At 46.5% G+C, this 16,878-nt stretch carries 16 protein-coding genes; 14 read left to right on the top strand and 2 right to left on the bottom strand.

Annotated elements, in window-relative coordinates:
- The first annotated feature begins 11 nt into the window (after positions 1-11).
- From CI595_RS04285 to CI595_RS04265, 5 genes are all read left to right on the top strand, one after another.
- Positions 12-1,259 carry a DUF5716 family protein gene (locus CI595_RS04285; RefSeq protein WP_095172057.1) on the top strand — a complete coding sequence of 416 codons (1,248 nt, stop codon included), beginning with the start codon at positions 12-14 and terminating at the stop codon, positions 1,257-1,259.
- Between the two features lie 10 nt (positions 1,260-1,269).
- The gene (locus CI595_RS04280; protein WP_095172056.1) at positions 1,270-2,049 is read left to right on the top strand and encodes a tetratricopeptide repeat protein; all 780 of its coding nucleotides are present in this window, start codon (positions 1,270-1,272) and stop codon (positions 2,047-2,049) included.
- A gap of 136 nt (positions 2,050-2,185) precedes the next feature.
- A complete protein-coding gene (gene purC, locus CI595_RS04275; protein WP_095172382.1) occupies positions 2,186-2,896 on the top strand; it encodes a phosphoribosylaminoimidazolesuccinocarboxamide synthase in 711 nt (236 codons plus the stop codon).
- 86 nt (positions 2,897-2,982) lie between these two features.
- Positions 2,983-4,416, top strand: coding sequence for an adenylosuccinate lyase (gene purB, locus CI595_RS04270; RefSeq protein WP_095172054.1), 1,434 nt, complete (start codon positions 2,983-2,985; stop codon positions 4,414-4,416).
- 135 nt (positions 4,417-4,551) lie between these two features.
- The gene (locus CI595_RS04265) at positions 4,552-5,847 is read left to right on the top strand and encodes a Na+/H+ antiporter NhaC family protein (protein ID WP_095172381.1); all 1,296 of its coding nucleotides are present in this window, start codon (positions 4,552-4,554) and stop codon (positions 5,845-5,847) included.
- A 51-nt stretch (positions 5,848-5,898) separates the two neighbouring features.
- Here CI595_RS04265 and CI595_RS04260 read toward each other — a convergent pair whose 3' ends face one another.
- Positions 5,899-6,993, bottom strand: a complete 1,095-nt coding sequence (locus CI595_RS04260; protein WP_243135094.1) for a Fic family protein — start codon at positions 6,991-6,993, stop codon at positions 5,899-5,901.
- Between the two features lie 167 nt (positions 6,994-7,160).
- On the opposite strand from CI595_RS04260, the gene CI595_RS04255 reads away from it, so the two are divergent.
- From CI595_RS04255 to CI595_RS04230, 6 genes are all read left to right on the top strand, one after another.
- Positions 7,161-8,048: a helix-turn-helix domain-containing protein gene (locus CI595_RS04255; protein ID WP_095172050.1), complete on the top strand. Its 888-nt coding sequence runs from the start codon at positions 7,161-7,163 to the stop codon at positions 8,046-8,048.
- Between the two features lie 91 nt (positions 8,049-8,139).
- Entirely contained in the window at positions 8,140-8,388 is a 249-nt protein-coding gene (locus CI595_RS04250; RefSeq protein WP_095172048.1) for a hypothetical protein, read from the top strand.
- 12 nt (positions 8,389-8,400) lie between these two features.
- Entirely contained in the window at positions 8,401-9,477 is a 1,077-nt protein-coding gene (locus CI595_RS04245; protein WP_095172045.1) for a hypothetical protein, read from the top strand.
- Between the two features lie 312 nt (positions 9,478-9,789).
- Positions 9,790-10,272 carry an RNA polymerase sigma factor gene (locus CI595_RS04240; RefSeq protein ID WP_095172043.1) on the top strand — a complete coding sequence of 161 codons (483 nt, stop codon included), beginning with the start codon at positions 9,790-9,792 and terminating at the stop codon, positions 10,270-10,272.
- Positions 10,266-11,642 (top strand): DUF4179 domain-containing protein, encoded by a 1,377-nt coding sequence (locus CI595_RS04235; RefSeq protein WP_095172040.1) that lies wholly within the window; start codon positions 10,266-10,268, stop codon positions 11,640-11,642. The genes CI595_RS04240 and CI595_RS04235 overlap by 7 nt, the downstream gene beginning before the upstream one ends.
- A gap of 213 nt (positions 11,643-11,855) precedes the next feature.
- Positions 11,856-13,139 (top strand): adenylosuccinate synthase, encoded by a 1,284-nt coding sequence (locus CI595_RS04230; protein ID WP_095172038.1) that lies wholly within the window; start codon positions 11,856-11,858, stop codon positions 13,137-13,139.
- 95 nt (positions 13,140-13,234) lie between these two features.
- Here CI595_RS04230 and CI595_RS04225 read toward each other — a convergent pair whose 3' ends face one another.
- Entirely contained in the window at positions 13,235-14,068 is an 834-nt protein-coding gene (locus CI595_RS04225) for an HAD family hydrolase (RefSeq protein WP_095172035.1), read from the bottom strand.
- A 59-nt stretch (positions 14,069-14,127) separates the two neighbouring features.
- On the opposite strand from CI595_RS04225, the gene CI595_RS04220 reads away from it, so the two are divergent.
- The 3 genes from CI595_RS04220 to CI595_RS04210 all read left to right on the top strand — a co-directional run bounded on the left by CI595_RS04220 (position 14,128) and on the right by CI595_RS04210 (position 16,827).
- Positions 14,128-15,123 carry a M14 family zinc carboxypeptidase gene (locus CI595_RS04220; protein WP_095172033.1) on the top strand — a complete coding sequence of 332 codons (996 nt, stop codon included), beginning with the start codon at positions 14,128-14,130 and terminating at the stop codon, positions 15,121-15,123.
- A 71-nt stretch (positions 15,124-15,194) separates the two neighbouring features.
- The gene (locus CI595_RS04215; protein WP_095172030.1) at positions 15,195-15,551 is read left to right on the top strand and encodes a BlaI/MecI/CopY family transcriptional regulator; all 357 of its coding nucleotides are present in this window, start codon (positions 15,195-15,197) and stop codon (positions 15,549-15,551) included.
- Between the two features lies 1 nt (position 15,552).
- Entirely contained in the window at positions 15,553-16,827 is a 1,275-nt protein-coding gene (locus tag CI595_RS04210) for a M56 family metallopeptidase (RefSeq protein WP_095172028.1), read from the top strand.
- The last annotated feature ends 51 nt before the right edge of the window (positions 16,828-16,878 follow it).

Below are 16,878 nucleotides of genomic sequence, written 5' to 3'. Positions count from 1 at the left end.
CAGACAAGGGCATGAATGAGACAAGAAATATTATCGCGGGCCTGGAACTGGGAAAGGAATTCTCCCAGATCTGCTATTATGACAGAAAAGAAAAAGAGCCTGTCTCTCTCTCCGTGAAGACAGGGAGCAATCAGTATACATTCTCAACCAGACTTTCCAAAAGGCCCAGGACTGAGGTGTGGCATTTTGGCATGGAGGCAGATTATTTCTCCATGCATGAGGGGGAAATCCCGGTGGACAATCTGCTGGAAATCTGGGCGCAGGGGGAACCGGCCCAGATTGACGGCGGCTGGTACAGACCGGAGGAGCTGCTGGAGATATATTTAAAAGGCTGCCTGTCTGTTCTGGGCGTGGCAGAGCCTGCAAGACAGATCAAGACACTGATGATCACGGTTCCGGATCTGAACCGGGTGCTGGTGCGCAAGCTGCAGAGAGTTTGCAGCCGTCTGAAGTTTACTTCTGGACAGGTGCTTCTGCAGGATTATGAGGAGAGCTTCTATTACTATGTGATGAGCAAAAGAATGGATAACTGGAACAGGATGACAGGACTTTTCACCTTTGAAAAGGGGAAAGTCTCCTTTTCCCGCATGGTGGTTGACAGCCAGAAGAAACCCATGCTGGTCACGGTGGAGCATGGCAAGACCATAACCCTGCCGGAAGATCCGGACCAGAAGGATGTGGATTTTTACCAGCTGATCGCAGACTCCTGCGGAAATGACACATATGGGGGAATCTACCTGGTGGGCGACGGTTTTTCAAAAGACTGGGCAGTGAGAAGTGTACCGCTCTTGTGCAAGAATCAGCGCCATGTATATTATGGGAATAACATGTATGTGAAAGGTGCCTGCTATGCGGCCAGGGAGCGGACGGAGGAGAAGCTTCTGGGCACATACCTGTACGTGGGAAATGCCCTGGTGCAGAATCATGTGAGTATGGAAATGCTGATCCAGGGAGCAAAAAAGAATTACACGGTTGCTGAGGCGGGAAGAAACTGGTATGAGACAGAGCATGAGTTTGAGCTGCTTTTGGATGGCAGGGAGGACCTGGAATTTATGGTAAAACCCATGGACGGCGGTGAAGTCAGACATTACTGCATGAAACTGCCGGGACTTCCAAAGAGGCCTGACAGGACCACAAGACTCAGGGTACACGTCATGTATGAATCTGCGGATACCTGCATCATTCTGGTACAGGACCTGGGATTTGGGGAAATGTTCCCCTCAAGCGGTCTGATGTGGACCGAGAGAGCAACGTGGTAGGAGGAAACAGATGAGCGGATACATATTATGTCAGATAAAGCGGGCTTCCCTTCCGTTTTATATTGAGAACATCAGCACAAATATCTACAGTATAGAAGAATTATGTTATTATCTCTACCACAACATCTATCTGCTGGATGAGACCATGATCAATGAACATCTCTGTGACTGGATAAAAAATGAGCTGGGCCTTTTAAAACTCTATCAAAAGCTGTACCGTATCCTGGAGGAGGAGCGCGGTGCAGGGGACTTTATCCTGGCTATATTCAGGGAGATCAATTATCTGACCCATGAGCAGTTCAAGAAGCTGAACGAGGAGCTTGTAGTGTTGGAGCAGCTTCCCGATGTGGCACGCAAGAAGAAAAAAGGCGACTATCTGGTTGAGAACCGGATGTATGTCAATGCCATCCACATCTATGAGGATGCACTCAGAAGTGTGGATACCGGCGGTCTGGGCGGACAGTATGAGGGAGAGATCTACCACAATATGGGCTGCGCCTATCTGCATCTCTTCCAGATGGATGAGGCAAAGGCCTGCTTTGAAAAAGCATATGAAAGTCTTCATACCAAACTGGTTCTGAAACATTATCTGTGTACCTGCAGGATGCTCATGGAGGAAGCCCAGTGGCAGGGAGAATGTGCCAAAATGGGAGCCGATCTGGATACCTGCAGGGAGATCCAAAAGGAGATGGATGAGAGAAAAGTCAGCGTTCCCCGGGAGAAACAGGAAGATATGGGGGCTGTTTTGGAAAAATACACAAAAGAATACCATAGAAGCACCGGATTTTAGGCTTGTGTTTTGAAAACCGATGTTATATAATTCCTTGTGTATCATAACGTTTCTCAGTGAGAGAGGAATCGCAGCTGTGAAGGTATCAGGCAGTTGCGAGAAATCAATATTATGGAAAAAGGACAGGTGTACGAAGGTGAAGAAGTTAGAACAGCTTTATGAAGGAAAAGCAAAGAAAGTATTTGCAACAGATGTAGACGGCGTAGTGATCGTAGATTACAAAGATGATGCAACTGCATTCAACGGCGAGAAAAAAGGCACAATCGTAGGCAAGGGTGCTATCAACAACCGCATGACAAACTATGTTTTCCAGCAGCTGGAAAAGGAAGGCGTGCCGACTCACTTCGTAGAAGAACTGAGTGACCGCGAGACAGCCGTGAAAAAAGTGAGCATCGTTCCTTTAGAGGTAATTGTTCGTAACGTTGCTGCAGGAAGCTTCTCCAAGAGAATGGGAGTGGAAGAAGGAAAACAGCTTCTCTGCCCAATCTTAGAGTTCAGCTACAAAGATGATGACCTGGGCGACCCCTTCATCAACGATGACTATGCGCTGGCATTAGGACTGGCTACACAGGAAGAGATCGACACCATTAAATCTTATACAAGAAAGATCAACGAATTTTTAATGAAATATTTCCTGAACGCAGGAATGAAGTTAATTGACTTCAAGATCGAATTCGGTAAATTAGCAGACGGAACCATCATCCTGGCTGATGAGATTTCACCGGATACCTGCCGTTTGTGGGATGTGGAAACAAACGAGAAGCTGGACAAAGACCGTTTCAGAAGAGATATGGGCAATGTAGAAGAGGCATACAACGAAGTTTTCAAACGTCTGGGCCTGGCTTGATCAGAGGGGTGCCCGGGACACCTTCCGGCTCGGAAGGCGCCTCGCGGTGCCCTTTTTATAATTGTAAATGGAAAAGGAGATTTTAAATGAGTACAGACAGATATCAAAGTCCGTTATCCGAGCGTTACGCCAGCAAGGAAATGCAGTATATTTTCTCCCCGGATATGAAGTTCCGCACATGGAGAAGACTGTGGATCGCTTTGGCAGAGACAGAGAAAGAGCTGGGATTAAATATCACCCAGGAACAGATCGACGAGCTGAAAGCCCATGTGGATGACATCAACTATGATGTGGCAAAAGAGAGGGAAAAACAGGTCCGTCACGATGTTATGTCCCACGTATATGCATATGGGGTACAGTGTCCCAAGGCAAAAGGAATCATCCATCTGGGTGCAACCTCCTGTTATGTGGGCGACAACACGGATATCATCGTAATGACAGAAGCCCTGAAACTGGTCAAGAAAAAACTGATCAACGTCATCGCAGAGCTTGCTAAATTTGCGGATGAGCATAAAGCGCTCCCAACCCTGGCATTCACACATTTCCAGCCCGCACAGCCTACCACGGTTGGCAAGAGGGCAACCCTGTGGATGCAGGAATTCATGATGGATCTGGAAGATCTGGATTATGTGATAAGCACCATGAAGCTTCTCGGCTCCAAAGGTACAACAGGTACACAGGCCAGCTTCCTGGAACTGTTTGACGGAGACCAGGAGACCATTGACAAGATTGACCCCATGATCGCAGAGAAGATGGGATTCAAAAAATGTTACCCTGTATCAGGACAGACATACTCCAGGAAAGTGGATACCAGAGTGCTGAATGTGCTGGCAGGCATTGCAGCCAGTGCCCATAAGTTCTCCAATGATATCAGACTCCTGCAGCATTTAAAAGAAGTGGAAGAACCATTTGAGAAGAGCCAGATCGGTTCCTCAGCCATGGCTTACAAGAGAAACCCCATGAGAAGCGAGCGTATTGCTTCCCTGTCACGTTTCGTAATGGTAGATGCCCTCAATCCGGCGATCACTTCCGCTACCCAGTGGTTTGAGAGGACTCTGGATGACTCCGCTAACAAACGCCTCTCTGTTCCGGAAGGATTTCTGGCTATTGACGGTATCCTGGATCTGTGCCTGAATGTGGTGGACGGCCTTGTCGTATACCCGAAAGTGATCGAAAAACGTCTGAGAAGCGAACTGCCGTTCATGGCTACAGAGAATATTATGATGGATGCTGTAAAAGCAGGCGGAGACCGCCAGGAGCTGCATGAGAGGATCCGTGAGCTGTCCATGGAGGCAGGAAAGAATGTGAAGGTGGAAGGAAAAGAGAATAACCTTCTGGAGCTGATCGCTGCGGACCCGGCATTCAATATGAGTCTGGAAGACCTGCAGAAGACCATGGAGCCTTCCCGCTATACAGGACGTGCCCAGGTACAGGTGGAGGCATTTTTGAAAAATGTAGTGCAACCTGTGCTGGATGAAAATAAAGATATTCTGGGGATGACAGCAGAGATTAACGTTTGACAAGAAAAGTGAGGATTCTCCCGCCTCTATAGGCGGAGAGAGGAATCACCCCAAAATAAGTGCAACGGCAGTGGCGGGCGGAGAGGAATCCGTTCGTTTTCTATGAAAAGCGTGGATGGAAACGGAGGTTTTTACATGAAGGAACAAAAGAGGGGGAATCCCATAGCGCTTTTGCCCATTGGGGTATTTTTGATCATTTTCATTGGGGCAGGTATCCTGTTCCATGACTTTTATACTATGCCGGCCATTGTGGGATTTTTGATTGCCCTTACTGTGGCATTTTTCCAGAACCGTAAAGTAGGATTCCAGGAGAAGGTGGCAATCATTTCCAAGGGGATCGGTGAGGAGAATATTGTCACCATGTGCCTGATCTTCCTGGCAGCCGGGGCCTTTTCCGGCTCCATCAAAGCGGCCGGCGGGGTGGAGAGCACAGTCAATCTGGGGCTTTCCATAATGCCGTCCTCTATTGCTGTGGTAGGGTTGTTTGTGATCGGCTGTTTCATTTCCATCTCCATGGGAACCAGTGTGGGTACCATTACCGCTATGGCCCCCATCGGGGTGGGGATTGCCGAAAAAACAGGTATTCCCCTTCCTATCTGTATGGGAGCTATTGTGTGCGGAGCCATGTTTGGAGATAATCTGTCCATGATTTCCGATACCACCATCGCGGCAGTGAGGACACAGGGTTGTGAGATGAAGGACAAATTTAGGGAAAACTTTTTCATTGTCTTGCCAGCAGCCATTATCACGGCAGTGATCTTCTTCTTCATAGCCCGGGGAAATGCAGGGAGTATGGATGGTGATCTGAAGTTTCAGATCATAAAGGTGATCCCCTACCTGGTGGTCCTGATCGGGGCGCTCATTGGTATTAATGTGTTCATTGTACTGATCACAGGTACCGTGCTGTCCCTTATTGTGGGGGTAGGCACAGGCGCGTTTGCTGCCAGCGAAATGTTTCAGAAGATGGGCGACGGCATCACAGGTATGTATGACATCACAGTGATCTCCATTATTGTAGCAGCCATTGTGGCGCTGGTGAAGGAACACGGAGGTATCGAATATATCCTGCATGTGATCAAGAAACGGATAAGCGGCGAGCGGGGCGGGGAGTTCGGAATCTCTGTTCTGGCGCTGCTGGTGGATTGCTGTACAGCCAACAATACGGTGGCTATCGTTATGGCCGGACCCATTGCAAAAGAGATCAGCGAAGAATTCAAGGTAAGCCCCAAGAGGAGCGCATCCTTACTGGATATTTTTGCCTCCGTGGGTCAGGGAATGATTCCCTACGGCGCCCAGCTTCTGGCCGCTGCCAGTCTGTCCGGGCTTACGCCTATCGCGATCATGCCGTATCTGTTTTATCCTATTTTAATGGGAGTTTCAGCCATTGGATTTATCATTTTCCGCAGGAGAGAAGTGGATGGATATAATTAAGTAGTAAAAAGGCAGGCGTATTCATTGGGAATATGCCTGCCTTTTTACTACTTATGTCCGAATATACTTTTGATTTCTGCTCTTGGGCTTATCCGGAATTGTCATTTCAACCAAATTTAGATCCAGTGCCGGATTTAGATAATTCTTGCGAAATGTTTCTTTTGATTTTAGTCCTAATTTATTCATAATGTCTGTTGCAGCATATGCCCTATCAAGATCCATTACAGATAAGAGTTTCTTTACATATTCCGTTATCTGCGGATTTTCCTCTGATATCTGATTTGAAATATCATCCAATATCATATCAATTTGTTTTAACATGAATTCAATGAATGTATTGGAGGTTCCCTCTGAATGGCACTGGGAAATTGCCCGATAGTAGCCGTCCTGGAATTTTTCAATCTGGCTTTCGATGGGTATATACTCAAATACAGGTTTCCATCTGGAAAGAAGTGCTGTATGCCACAAACGTGCCATTTTGCCATTTCCATCAGAAAATGGATGAATAAACACAAACTCATAGTGAAAGACTGAAGATAAAATTAAGGGATGTACAGATGTCTGCTCTCGTTTCATCCAGTCAAATAGCTCCTTCATGAGTTCCGGAACAAATTTTGCCGGAGGTGCAATGAAGATACAGTTCTCACCATTGAATACGCCTTCTTCGCCCATGCGGAACACACCGGATTCATCTACGGTATATTTTGTCATGATCCCATGTACATTTTTCAAATCTTCCAGGCTATAGGGATTGATTTTCGGTAATTTTTCATAAGCGGCATATGCATTTTTTACTTCCTGTATTTCCTTCTGCTCTCCCAAGACCAGGTGGCCGTCAATAACATCCCTGACCTGTCTGAGAGACAAGGAGTTTGCTTCTATTTTCAAAGAGGAATGTATGGATTTGATTCTGTTATTCCGTCTCAGATAGGGGCGTGATTCCATTGTCTGCTGCATACTGATTTTTCCCAGTTTCTCTGAAATAGAAGATACATATATCAGCATTGTGTTAGTGATTGAGAATGGTGGTTGATGGCTTTTCATATACTTTTCTCCCAGAATTAACTTGCTTATTAACTTGCTTACTAACTTGCTTACTAACTTACTTATTAACTTGCTTATTATCTTAACACCTTCCTGTGTCAAAGTAAATAAAAAATCAAGCGGTAAATTGATTCAACTGCTTGCCATTTTTGTATAGGAAGATATAAGATAAACATCATAGGGTAACGGCAATCCCATAGTCAAAGACTAATATACATGGATCTTAGCTTGCAATTGTGAGCGGACCAAGGCTGATACAGGAGGTGTCAATGTTTATACAAAAAGCAGAATATTTCAAACAGGAGTACCGGACCTTTCAGGATTACAGTCTGTACGTGGAGCGGGTAACTGTGAACCAAGATTTTATGGAACATACCCATGAATTTGACGAGATCGTGATCGTAGTCTCCGGGTCAGGGGAACATTTGGTGGAGCAGCAGGTTTACCCCCTGAGCAGAGGAGATGTCTTTGTCATCAAAGGGGATGTGAAACACGGTTTTAGAAACAATGATGAGCTTAAGATCATAAATCTCATGTACGACCCCCGTATGTTGTTTGGTGAGAATGAAGAACTGCGTTTTGTGGAAGGTTTTGATTACATGTTTATCATCCAGCCGGAATGGCTGCCCCATCTTTCTTATCCTTATCGCGTTACGCTGGCGGAAGATACCGTGAAAGTGGTGGAACAGCTCACGGATTTTCTCATAGGACAGCTCAGAGATGCCAGGGGGCAGTATTATGTGCCGGTGAAATATGGATTTAAGACGCTGATTTCCTATATTGCAAATAACTACAGGACTAAACAGCATATGTCTGACAGAATGAAAATACTGGCCAGCGCTATTCATTATATCCGCTCTAACTTAAATACAGCCATAAAAGTTACGGATATAGCAAAAAGCGTTACCATTTCCCCCAGACAGCTGGAACGGATCTTTAGGGAGGAGTGCGGGATGTCTCCTATAGAATATCTGACGGAACTGCGCCTGAAGCATGCCAGGACACTTCTGATGAATACCGGGCGAACCGTCAGCGAAGTGGCAGAGGCAGCGGGATTCGAGGACCCGTCTTATTTTGCCAGGGTTTATAAAAAACGGTTCTGCCTTTCCCCTACCCAGACAAGAAGACAAAATCAGGATATGTCGGAAAAGTCCTGATTGTTGTCGGCTTCCTATCTTGTGAAGTACCCAAGTGAATGCAATAATATACTTATAAATTCAGGGAAAAACTACAAGGAGGAAGAAAAAGATGAAAAGGCATTTTGTTATGGCAGCAGGTCTGGCGGTAATGTCCGCTGTGTTTGCGTTGTCGGGATGCGGCGGGAACGGCAGTGCAGGTCCCGCCACACAGCTCTGGTACGATCAATATCTGCCTCCGGCAGTGGGACAGGTACATCTTGATACCTGTCAGGACTTATTCGGAATGATAACGACGCCTGAAAAAGCAGCGTCAAAGTTCCAGGAGGCCATGGAAAAATATAATGCAGAGAAAGAATAGGGGGCAGTTTATATGAGAGTGGATTTTGACAGGATAAAAGAGCGTATGACAGCTCTCTGGGATCATGAGATACTGGATCGATGCTGTGTCAGTGTAGTATATGAAGAACAGGCGGAAAAAGAGGCCATTGATGCTTTTCCCGCCTCGGATGAGGACCGGATGAAATACTGGACAGACCCGGAGATAGTCCTGAAAAGAAACCGGAGGCACATGGAACATACATATTATGCGGGGGATGCCTTTCCGCTGGTTTCGCTGAACCTGGGTCCTGCAGGCCATGCCGGGTTTGTAAAGAATATGAAATGGAGCTATGAGCCAAGTACCATATGGTTCACCCCCTTTATGCGTGATGAGCTGATGCCCGAAAAGATCCTGTTTGACAGACAGAGCTTTTTATTTCAGAAGACACTGGAACATGCCCGGTATTTCTGCCGGGAATGCAGGGGGGAATATATGGTTTCCATGCCGGACCTGGCAGGGAACCTGGATGTACTGGCCGCGCTGAGAGGTTCCCAGGAGCTGTTGGTGGATTTTCTGACGGAGGATGAGGATACGATCAGGGATTGTCTCACCAGGATACAAGGTATGTGGGAGGCCGGTTTGGAGGAGACATATAAGATAGTAAAAGAATGTGATCAGGGAGGCAGCACCATAGGATGGCTGCGCACCTGGGCACCCGGGTTCCATGGGCAGATGCAGTGCGATATTTCTGTTATGTTTTCCAATGACATTTATGAGAGATATACCAGGCCGGAGCTGGAAGCACAGAGCAGATTTCTTGATTATCCGCTGTACCATTTTGACGGCATGGAACAGATCCGGCATCTGGATACCCTGCTCTCCATTGAAGAACTGGGGATGATCCAGTGGACCAGTGTTGTGGGACAGCCGTCTCCCCTTACCTTTATGGATCAGCTCAAAAAGATTCAGGAAAAAGGGAAGGGCCTTGTGCTGCTTTTGAAACCGGAGGAAATAGAGCCTGCAATGCAGCAGCTTTCCTCCAGGGGACTTTTCATTCTCGCAGAGGCAGAAAGCAGGGAGGAAGCCGATGAGATCGTTCGTGTAGTAGAGAAAAATACAAGAGAATAGCGTTGCGTGTTGTCTGAAACGGCACCTGCCGCCCGGAATCGACCTGGGCCGCAGGTGCTTTTTGGGGTATATGGATGCAGCAGCTCTGTCACCGGGTCGAAATTTTGCAGGATGTGATCTCTCTTATTGCCTCCGGACAGGAATATCATTTATAATAATTTTTTAAGAACCTTTTTATCATGCCAGGTATCTAATTAATAACAATAGAGATTTTACAGAACTTATTGCTTCTGTCTATTGTTTACAAAAACGGAGCTCACGTTTTTAGAACCGGGGAGAAGGCCCTTTCCGGTACACAAAAAGGAGGAACCCATGCAGCAGCAGAAGTTTATACAAGCCGTCAGGGAAGCGGAAACTACGCTGTATCATGTAGCCATGTCTATTCTGAGAAACGATGCGGACAGTGCGGATGCAGTTCAGGAGGCGCTTCTGAAGGCTTTTGAAAAATTAGATACGTTAAAGGAAGAGAAATATTTCAAAACCTGGCTGACACGTATCCTGATCCATGAGTGCTATCAGATTCAGAGGAAAAAGAAACGTCTGGTTCCTTACGAAGAGTATGTGGAGAGGGAGCCGGGAAACGAAGATAAATTATATACAGACCTTTATACAGCCATCAAAGATCTGCCGGAGGACCTTCGCATTGCGGTGACATTATTCTATATAGAAGGCTTCTCCATCGCGGAGATCGCCCAGATGCTGGGAATTAAAGAAAATACCGTAAAAACACGTCTGTACAGGGGAAGAAATCAGCTCAGGAAAAGTCTTGGTGATAAGGAGGAAGCATTATGTTAGAACAGGGAAAATGGAAGGATGAGGCACCGAAACCTTCAAAGGAGTTTCACGACAGATTCGAGGAGAGTTTGAAGCTGATAGAACAAAGGGCAGAGCATACAGGGGAGAAGGCTTTGGCCGGCGCAGAGATCGTCAGTATGAATAGAAAGGCAAAACGCAAAACAGGACGTTTAAAAAGGACAGCAATGGGCTGTACAGCCGCGGCTGCTGCAATGGCCGTATTTCTGGGTGCATGTTATCAAAATCCGGTGTGGGCATCCAATCTGCCCCTGATCGGTCACATTTTTGAACGGATGGAAGGAAAATTGTCATACGGAGAAAATTATAAAGACTATGCCGAACCTCTGGAGTCTAAAACAGCAGAAGATCAGGACGGCGGCGGACAGGAGGGCCAGGCCGAAGGCGCCTTTACAAAAACAGTGGACGGTACCACGGTTACCATGTCAGAAAGCTACTGCAGCGGTTCCGCTCTGTATCTGTCTGTGCTGATCGAATCAGAGGAAGCCTTTCAGGATACCTTAAAAAATGAGTCCGGGCAGCCTTCCATCTGCATACAGACAACAGAAAATTACAGTTTTAACCCTCAGGAACAGAAGGATCTGGTTTATCTGGAAGGCGAATTTCTGGATGACAATACCTACACAGGGGTTATGCGCATAGACCTGAATATGAAAAATACGGATGCCACAGAGCTGGAGAAAAAACAGGCCGAAGCGGAAGCTGCCGGGGAAGTATTCATGGTTGATGCGGAGGTATTGAAACAATACAGCACAAAATTAGAGATCCCGGAACAGTTCACCCTGAATCTGGATATCAGCCAGATCATAGGACAACTGGCAGAACCGGACGTCTTTGACACCGGATACACTGACGAAGAACTGGAAGCCATGTCAGATGAAGAGTGGGAACAGGTCATGACAGAAGCGGAAAATGAGGGTGGATGGAACAGCTTCCCAAACAGCCATGAAAACTGGTGGATGGATGGCTCCTGGCAGTTTGAGCTGGATATTAAAGCGGACCATTCCAAAATACAGACCGCAGAAGTGAACCAGATGAATGAAGAGGGCGCAGGTATTGCGTCTGTAGTGAAGACACCCTTTGAGCTGACTGTAAACGAGTTATATGAAGATGAGACAAAACGGGCAGATTATTTTCCTGTGATCCTGGATGCCCAGGGCAGAGCCATGGAGGTTATTTCAGGTGATGTCAATACCGTACCGGTGAAAAATTACGATGTCTCCACCGTCTATGTATATTTATGTGATTACATGGAATATATGGATGAGCTGAAAGGGCACAGGCAGGAGGATGGCTATAAGGCTCTTATAGACGAGAAGGCAAAATTCGCCGCAGAAGTGCATTTTGACTAACAATTTTTGATAAAAAGCAGGCAGAGGGGAGTAAGTGATTTCCGTTCTGTGATTGGGAAGGAGCTGTTTTCAACCGTCAAAACACGGGGAAAACAGCTCCTTTCCCATAAAAATCCACAATTTTTCGTCCGAAAATACAAATTAGAACTTTATTTCTTAAAAGAAATGTAGTATGATACATGAGTACAAAAAGTTCATTAGGAGGAATGAAAAATGGTAAAAGCAGTAGTAGGGGCTAACTGGGGAGATGAAGGTAAGGGCAAAATCACTGACATGCTCGCACAGGAATCCGATATCATCGTAAGATTCCAGGGCGGTGCCAATGCGGGCCATACAATTGTAAACAATTACGGAAAATTTGCGCTCCATACTCTTCCGTCCGGTGTGTTCTACGACCACACAACCAGTGTCATCGGAAACGGTGTTGCGCTTAATATCCCGGTACTGTTTAAAGAGATCCAGTCTATTGTGGACAAGGGTGTACCTGCACCGAAGATCAAAGTTTCTGACCGTGCGCAGATGGTTATGTCCTATCATATCAAATTCGACGAATATGAGGAAGAGCGTCTGGCAGGAAAATCTTTCGGCTCCACCAAGTCTGGGATCGCACCGTTTTATTCTGATAAATATGCAAAGATCGGTTTCCAGGTCAGCGAGCTTTTCGATGACGACGCGGCACTGAGAGAAAAAGTGGAGCGTGTCTGTGAGACGAAGAACGTGACCTTAGAGCACTTATATCACAAACCGCTTCTGAATCCGGATGATATCATGAAAGAGCTGATGGAGTACAAGGAGATGATCGCCCCCTATGTGTGTGATGTCTCTCTGTATTTGTGGAATGCACTGAAAGAGGGCAGGGAAGTGCTTCTGGAAGGACAGCTGGGTTCCCTGAAAGACCCGGATCACGGAATCTATCCAATGGTTACCTCCTCCTCCACTCTGGCTGCTTACGGCGCAGTGGGCGCAGGTATCCCGCCTTACGAGATCAAGAAGATCATCACAGTCTGCAAGGCATACTCAAGCGCAGTAGGCGCCGGTGCATTTGTATCTGAAATCTTCGGTGATGAGGCAGACGAGCTGAGGAGACGCGGCGGAGACGGCGGAGAGTTTGGCGCCACCACGGGACGTCCGAGACGTATGGGATGGTTTGACTGTGTGGCTTCCAAATATGGCTGCCGTATGCAGGGAACGACAGATGTGGCCTTCACGGTCCTGGATGTTCTGGGATATCTGGAGGAGATTCCCGTATGTGTGGCTTACGAGATCGACGGCGAGATCACAACAGATTTCCCAACAACAGGCAGACTGGAAAAGGCAAAACCGGTTCTGGAAACACTTCCGGGCTGGAACTGCGACATCCGCGGCATTAAAGATTACAATGAGCTTCCGGAAAACTGCCGCAGATATATTGAGTTCGTGGAAGAGAAGATCGGATTCCCGATCACCATGGTTTCCAACGGCCCAAGCCGTGAGGATATCATTTACCGCAATAAATAAAAGCAGTGTGAGCAAATGGAAAAAGACATGTATTGCTGCAGACAAAAACCGATTGGCCAGTGGACCAATCGGTTTTTGTTATGTTTATCCTTGCCTTAAAGCACATCGTATTCTTCCATCAACTTTTGGATCGTCTCTTTCCTGCCTTTAAAATGAACAGCATTGATTCCCTGCAAACGGGCTTCTGCTACATTTTCCAGGACATCGTCAAGAAATACTGCCTTTTCCGGCTTGATATGAAAGTCTTTCAGCAGTTTCTGGTAGAATTCCGGTTCCGGCTTCAGCATTTTTACCTGCCAGGACATGTAGCCGCCGTCCATCAGATCCAGAAATGCCATTTCCTCCTTGCAGCGTTCATACATGGGCTGTGAAAAATTGGATAGATAATAGAGCTTATATCCTCTCTTTTTCAAATATTTCAGCCAGTCCACTGTGTAAGAGTAGGTATGTATGGCACCACTCATTTTTGCGAATGCCTCACGTATTTCTTTTTCGTATTCCGGGTCATTGTCAATAAAGGCCTGGAGAATTTCTTCTTCATTCCGCACACCTCGGTCAGCATCCGCCCAATCAGGGCTGTCAAATACAGCATCCCCCACGGCCTGTACTGCTTCCGCGCTGAATTTCAAACTTTTTAGATAGGTTTTCCAGTCATAACGGACCAGCACATTTCCAAGGTCAAAGATAAAAGTATCTACAGAGGAGGATGCAGTGTCTATCTGAGGAATATCATTTTTCTGCCTTGTATAGCGGTATACCAGCAGGCAGGCATACAAAAACACGGGAACGAGTACCGTGCAGTAGATTGCGGCCAGCAGCATATTACCGGCATTTGGGTTGTGCGAAAGAGAAAAAATAAAAGCCAGGACGTACATGCCAAGAAGCAGTACGGCTCCAACCAGTGCAGCGATTTGTTTCAGCTTCTTCACTTCTTATTCTCCCTCCCATAGAATATCTTTAATTATAATGAGTTTTGAGGTATCCGTCAATGTGCATAAATGCTCGAAATCAAAGAGAAAATCGACAATTTGTCCAATTTTCAGGCTATACTTACCGAGAAATGGAGAATGATTTGCACATATTTTCCAAAATTTTCAAAGGAATTATGGAAGTTCAGACAGCAGGCGATACGCTGGACGGCAGAAAGCTGTACCATGTGAGAATGGGGGATGAAAATGCCTCTGACAGGGTTTTGATCTTTGCGGGAATACATGGAAGAGAATACATGACCTGCCAGCTTGTCATGGAACAGATGGGGGAATTTGTGGAGAATCTGCTTCACGAGGACAGAACCTACAAGGGATACTCCTACCGTGAGCTGCTGAAAGACCGTGCCATCCATATCATTCCCATGGCAAATCCGGACGGGGTGACGATCAGCCAGTTTGGAGCTGAGGGTATGCAGTCACCCGGGATCCGGGAACAGGTGTGGGAGATCGCGGACCGGGATGGGGCAAGGATGCCGTGGAAATCTTATTTCAGACGTTGGAAATCCAATGCCGAAGGTGTGGATGTGAACCGGAATTTTGATGCCCTGTGGGAAGATTATGTGGATGGGATCGGCAGGCCCTCCAGGGAAAAATACAAGGGGACCGCTCCGGAGAGCACTGGGGAGGCCCAGGCATTGGTAAATCTGACAAAAAAGGAAAACTTTGCGCGCACTGTCAGCTATCATTCCTCCGGCGGCGTCATATACTGGGCCTTCGGGCAGCAGGGGGAGCTGGCAGCCAGGACACAGGCCTTTGCAAACCGCATTGCTGCTGTCACGGGATATGAGCCAGACGGCAATTATGAGGAACTGGACCCCGCAGGATATAAGGACTGGGCCCTACTGAAAAGGGGCATTCCAAGCCTGACCATTGAGATCGGCAGGGCGGATTCCCCGCTGCCCCAGTCTGCATACAAAAAAGTTCTGCGGGAAAACAGATATGTGTGGGAAGAAATCCTGCTGGATATCATAGAAGAAAATAAAATAGTAAAATAACCATTGACAAATGCGGACTATTGTAATAGTCTATATGTAGACGATTGCAATAGTCCAAAGGAGTAAAGTTTATGAAATTATTTGAATCAGAACAAAAAGTAATGGAAGTGCTGTGGGAAGAAGGTGAGATACCGGCAAAACAAGTTGTGGAAGTGCTAAAAGAACGATATGGCTGGAACAAGAACACCACGTATACGGTAATAAAAAAGTGCATAGAAAAAGGTGCAGTGCTGCGGTCAGAGCCTGGTTTTATATGCAGACATCTGATTGACAGACATGAATTTGAAACCTATGAAGTCAATGAATTGATCTCCAGGACATTCAAGGGTTCCAAGAAAAACTTTATCTCTGCATTTTTTGAGGAACAGGATCTGTCCAAAGAGGATCTGGAAGAAATCGAAGAGCTTATTCATAAGAAGCGGAGGTAGCATGATATTTTTAAAGACGAATCTGGTTCTCGCAGGAATGTGCCTTATATACAGCATTATCCGTCTGGCAGTGAAACACTTCTGCAGCAGGGACAAGTATTGGCTGGACCGGCTTTTTATCAGTACAGGGGTTTTGCTCCTGCCGCTAATGCTGGGCGTCCAAAAGTGCGGGATCCGCAGGATTTCCAAAGGGACAGCCGGGATCATATCACAGCTCCCCGCCAAAAGTCTGACACAGAATATCCGCATGGCCCAGTGGGGAATGACCGCAGCCTTTGGAGCGGGTATGGCTATCTTTTTATTCCTGTTTCTCCGTTACTGCTATGAAAGCAAGGTGTTACAGGCGGCTGTTCCTGTGGAAAAAGAAGTGTCTGGGGAGCTGTGTTTAGAGGGAGCAGGTATTAACAGATACAGGATTTTGCTGAGCGACCGTATAAACGCGCCGGTGACATGGGGATTTGTAAGGCCAAGGATTCTGATACCTTCTTATTTGGAGACTGACTACCGCGAAAGCTATACGCAGATTGTTTTACATGAATACATTCATGCAAAAAGAAGAGACAACCTGTGGAAATTTCTTGCATTGTTTCTTTTGTGCATGTATTGGCAGCATCCATACCTGTGGTTTTTCTATTTTACGTTTTTAAAAGAAGTAGAGTTATCCTGTGATGAGGAGGTGCTTCTGCGGATCGGGGAAGACGGAAAAGCTGCATACGCAGGCACGCTAGTGGCCTTTGCGGGTCTGTACCGCCGTTTCAGTCAGATGGCATCACCTTTATCATCAGGTAGTTTAAAGAGGAGAGTGACCGCGATAATGAATTATAAAAAATCAAGCAGAAAAGCAGGGTACGCAAGAAAAATATTAATGGGAAGTATAGTATTATCTTTTGCTCTGCTGTTAGGATATTCCAATCAGATTTTTGCAGGGATGCGTGACGGGGGAGCGTTAGAAAATATTGTTGAAGTAAACAAAGATACCGATAAAGAAGGAACGGAAACCATTAAAGAAATCAGCGGCAATGGAACGGAAACTTTGGTTCCGCAGAAGGATGCGGAGGAAATATCCTATCTGCAGGAAGAGAATGCGAAAGATGCAGCATTGCAAGAAGAGACATTTGCAGAGGAATTGCAGGAAATACCCGCGTCAGAAGCAGAAAAAGCAACGCTGCAGGAGACAAAGGAAGAGGTGGAAAGTCTCAAGGTGGCAGAGTCTGCTTCCTTGCAGCCGGAAGCAGCGGAGGGTGTATTGTTGCCAAGTATGCAGGAAGCAGAGTGAACCGGCAGAAGGATACGGCGGACTAAAGTATAAAAGAACAGAGAAAAAGGG

Origin of the sequence: Blautia hominis (assembly GCA_002270465.1) — a bacterium.
In the GTDB taxonomy this organism is placed as follows: domain Bacteria; phylum Bacillota; class Clostridia; order Lachnospirales; family Lachnospiraceae; genus Blautia; species Blautia hominis.
Note: the sequence above shows the minus strand (reverse complement) of the source record. Positions and strands in the feature narration are given on the sequence as shown.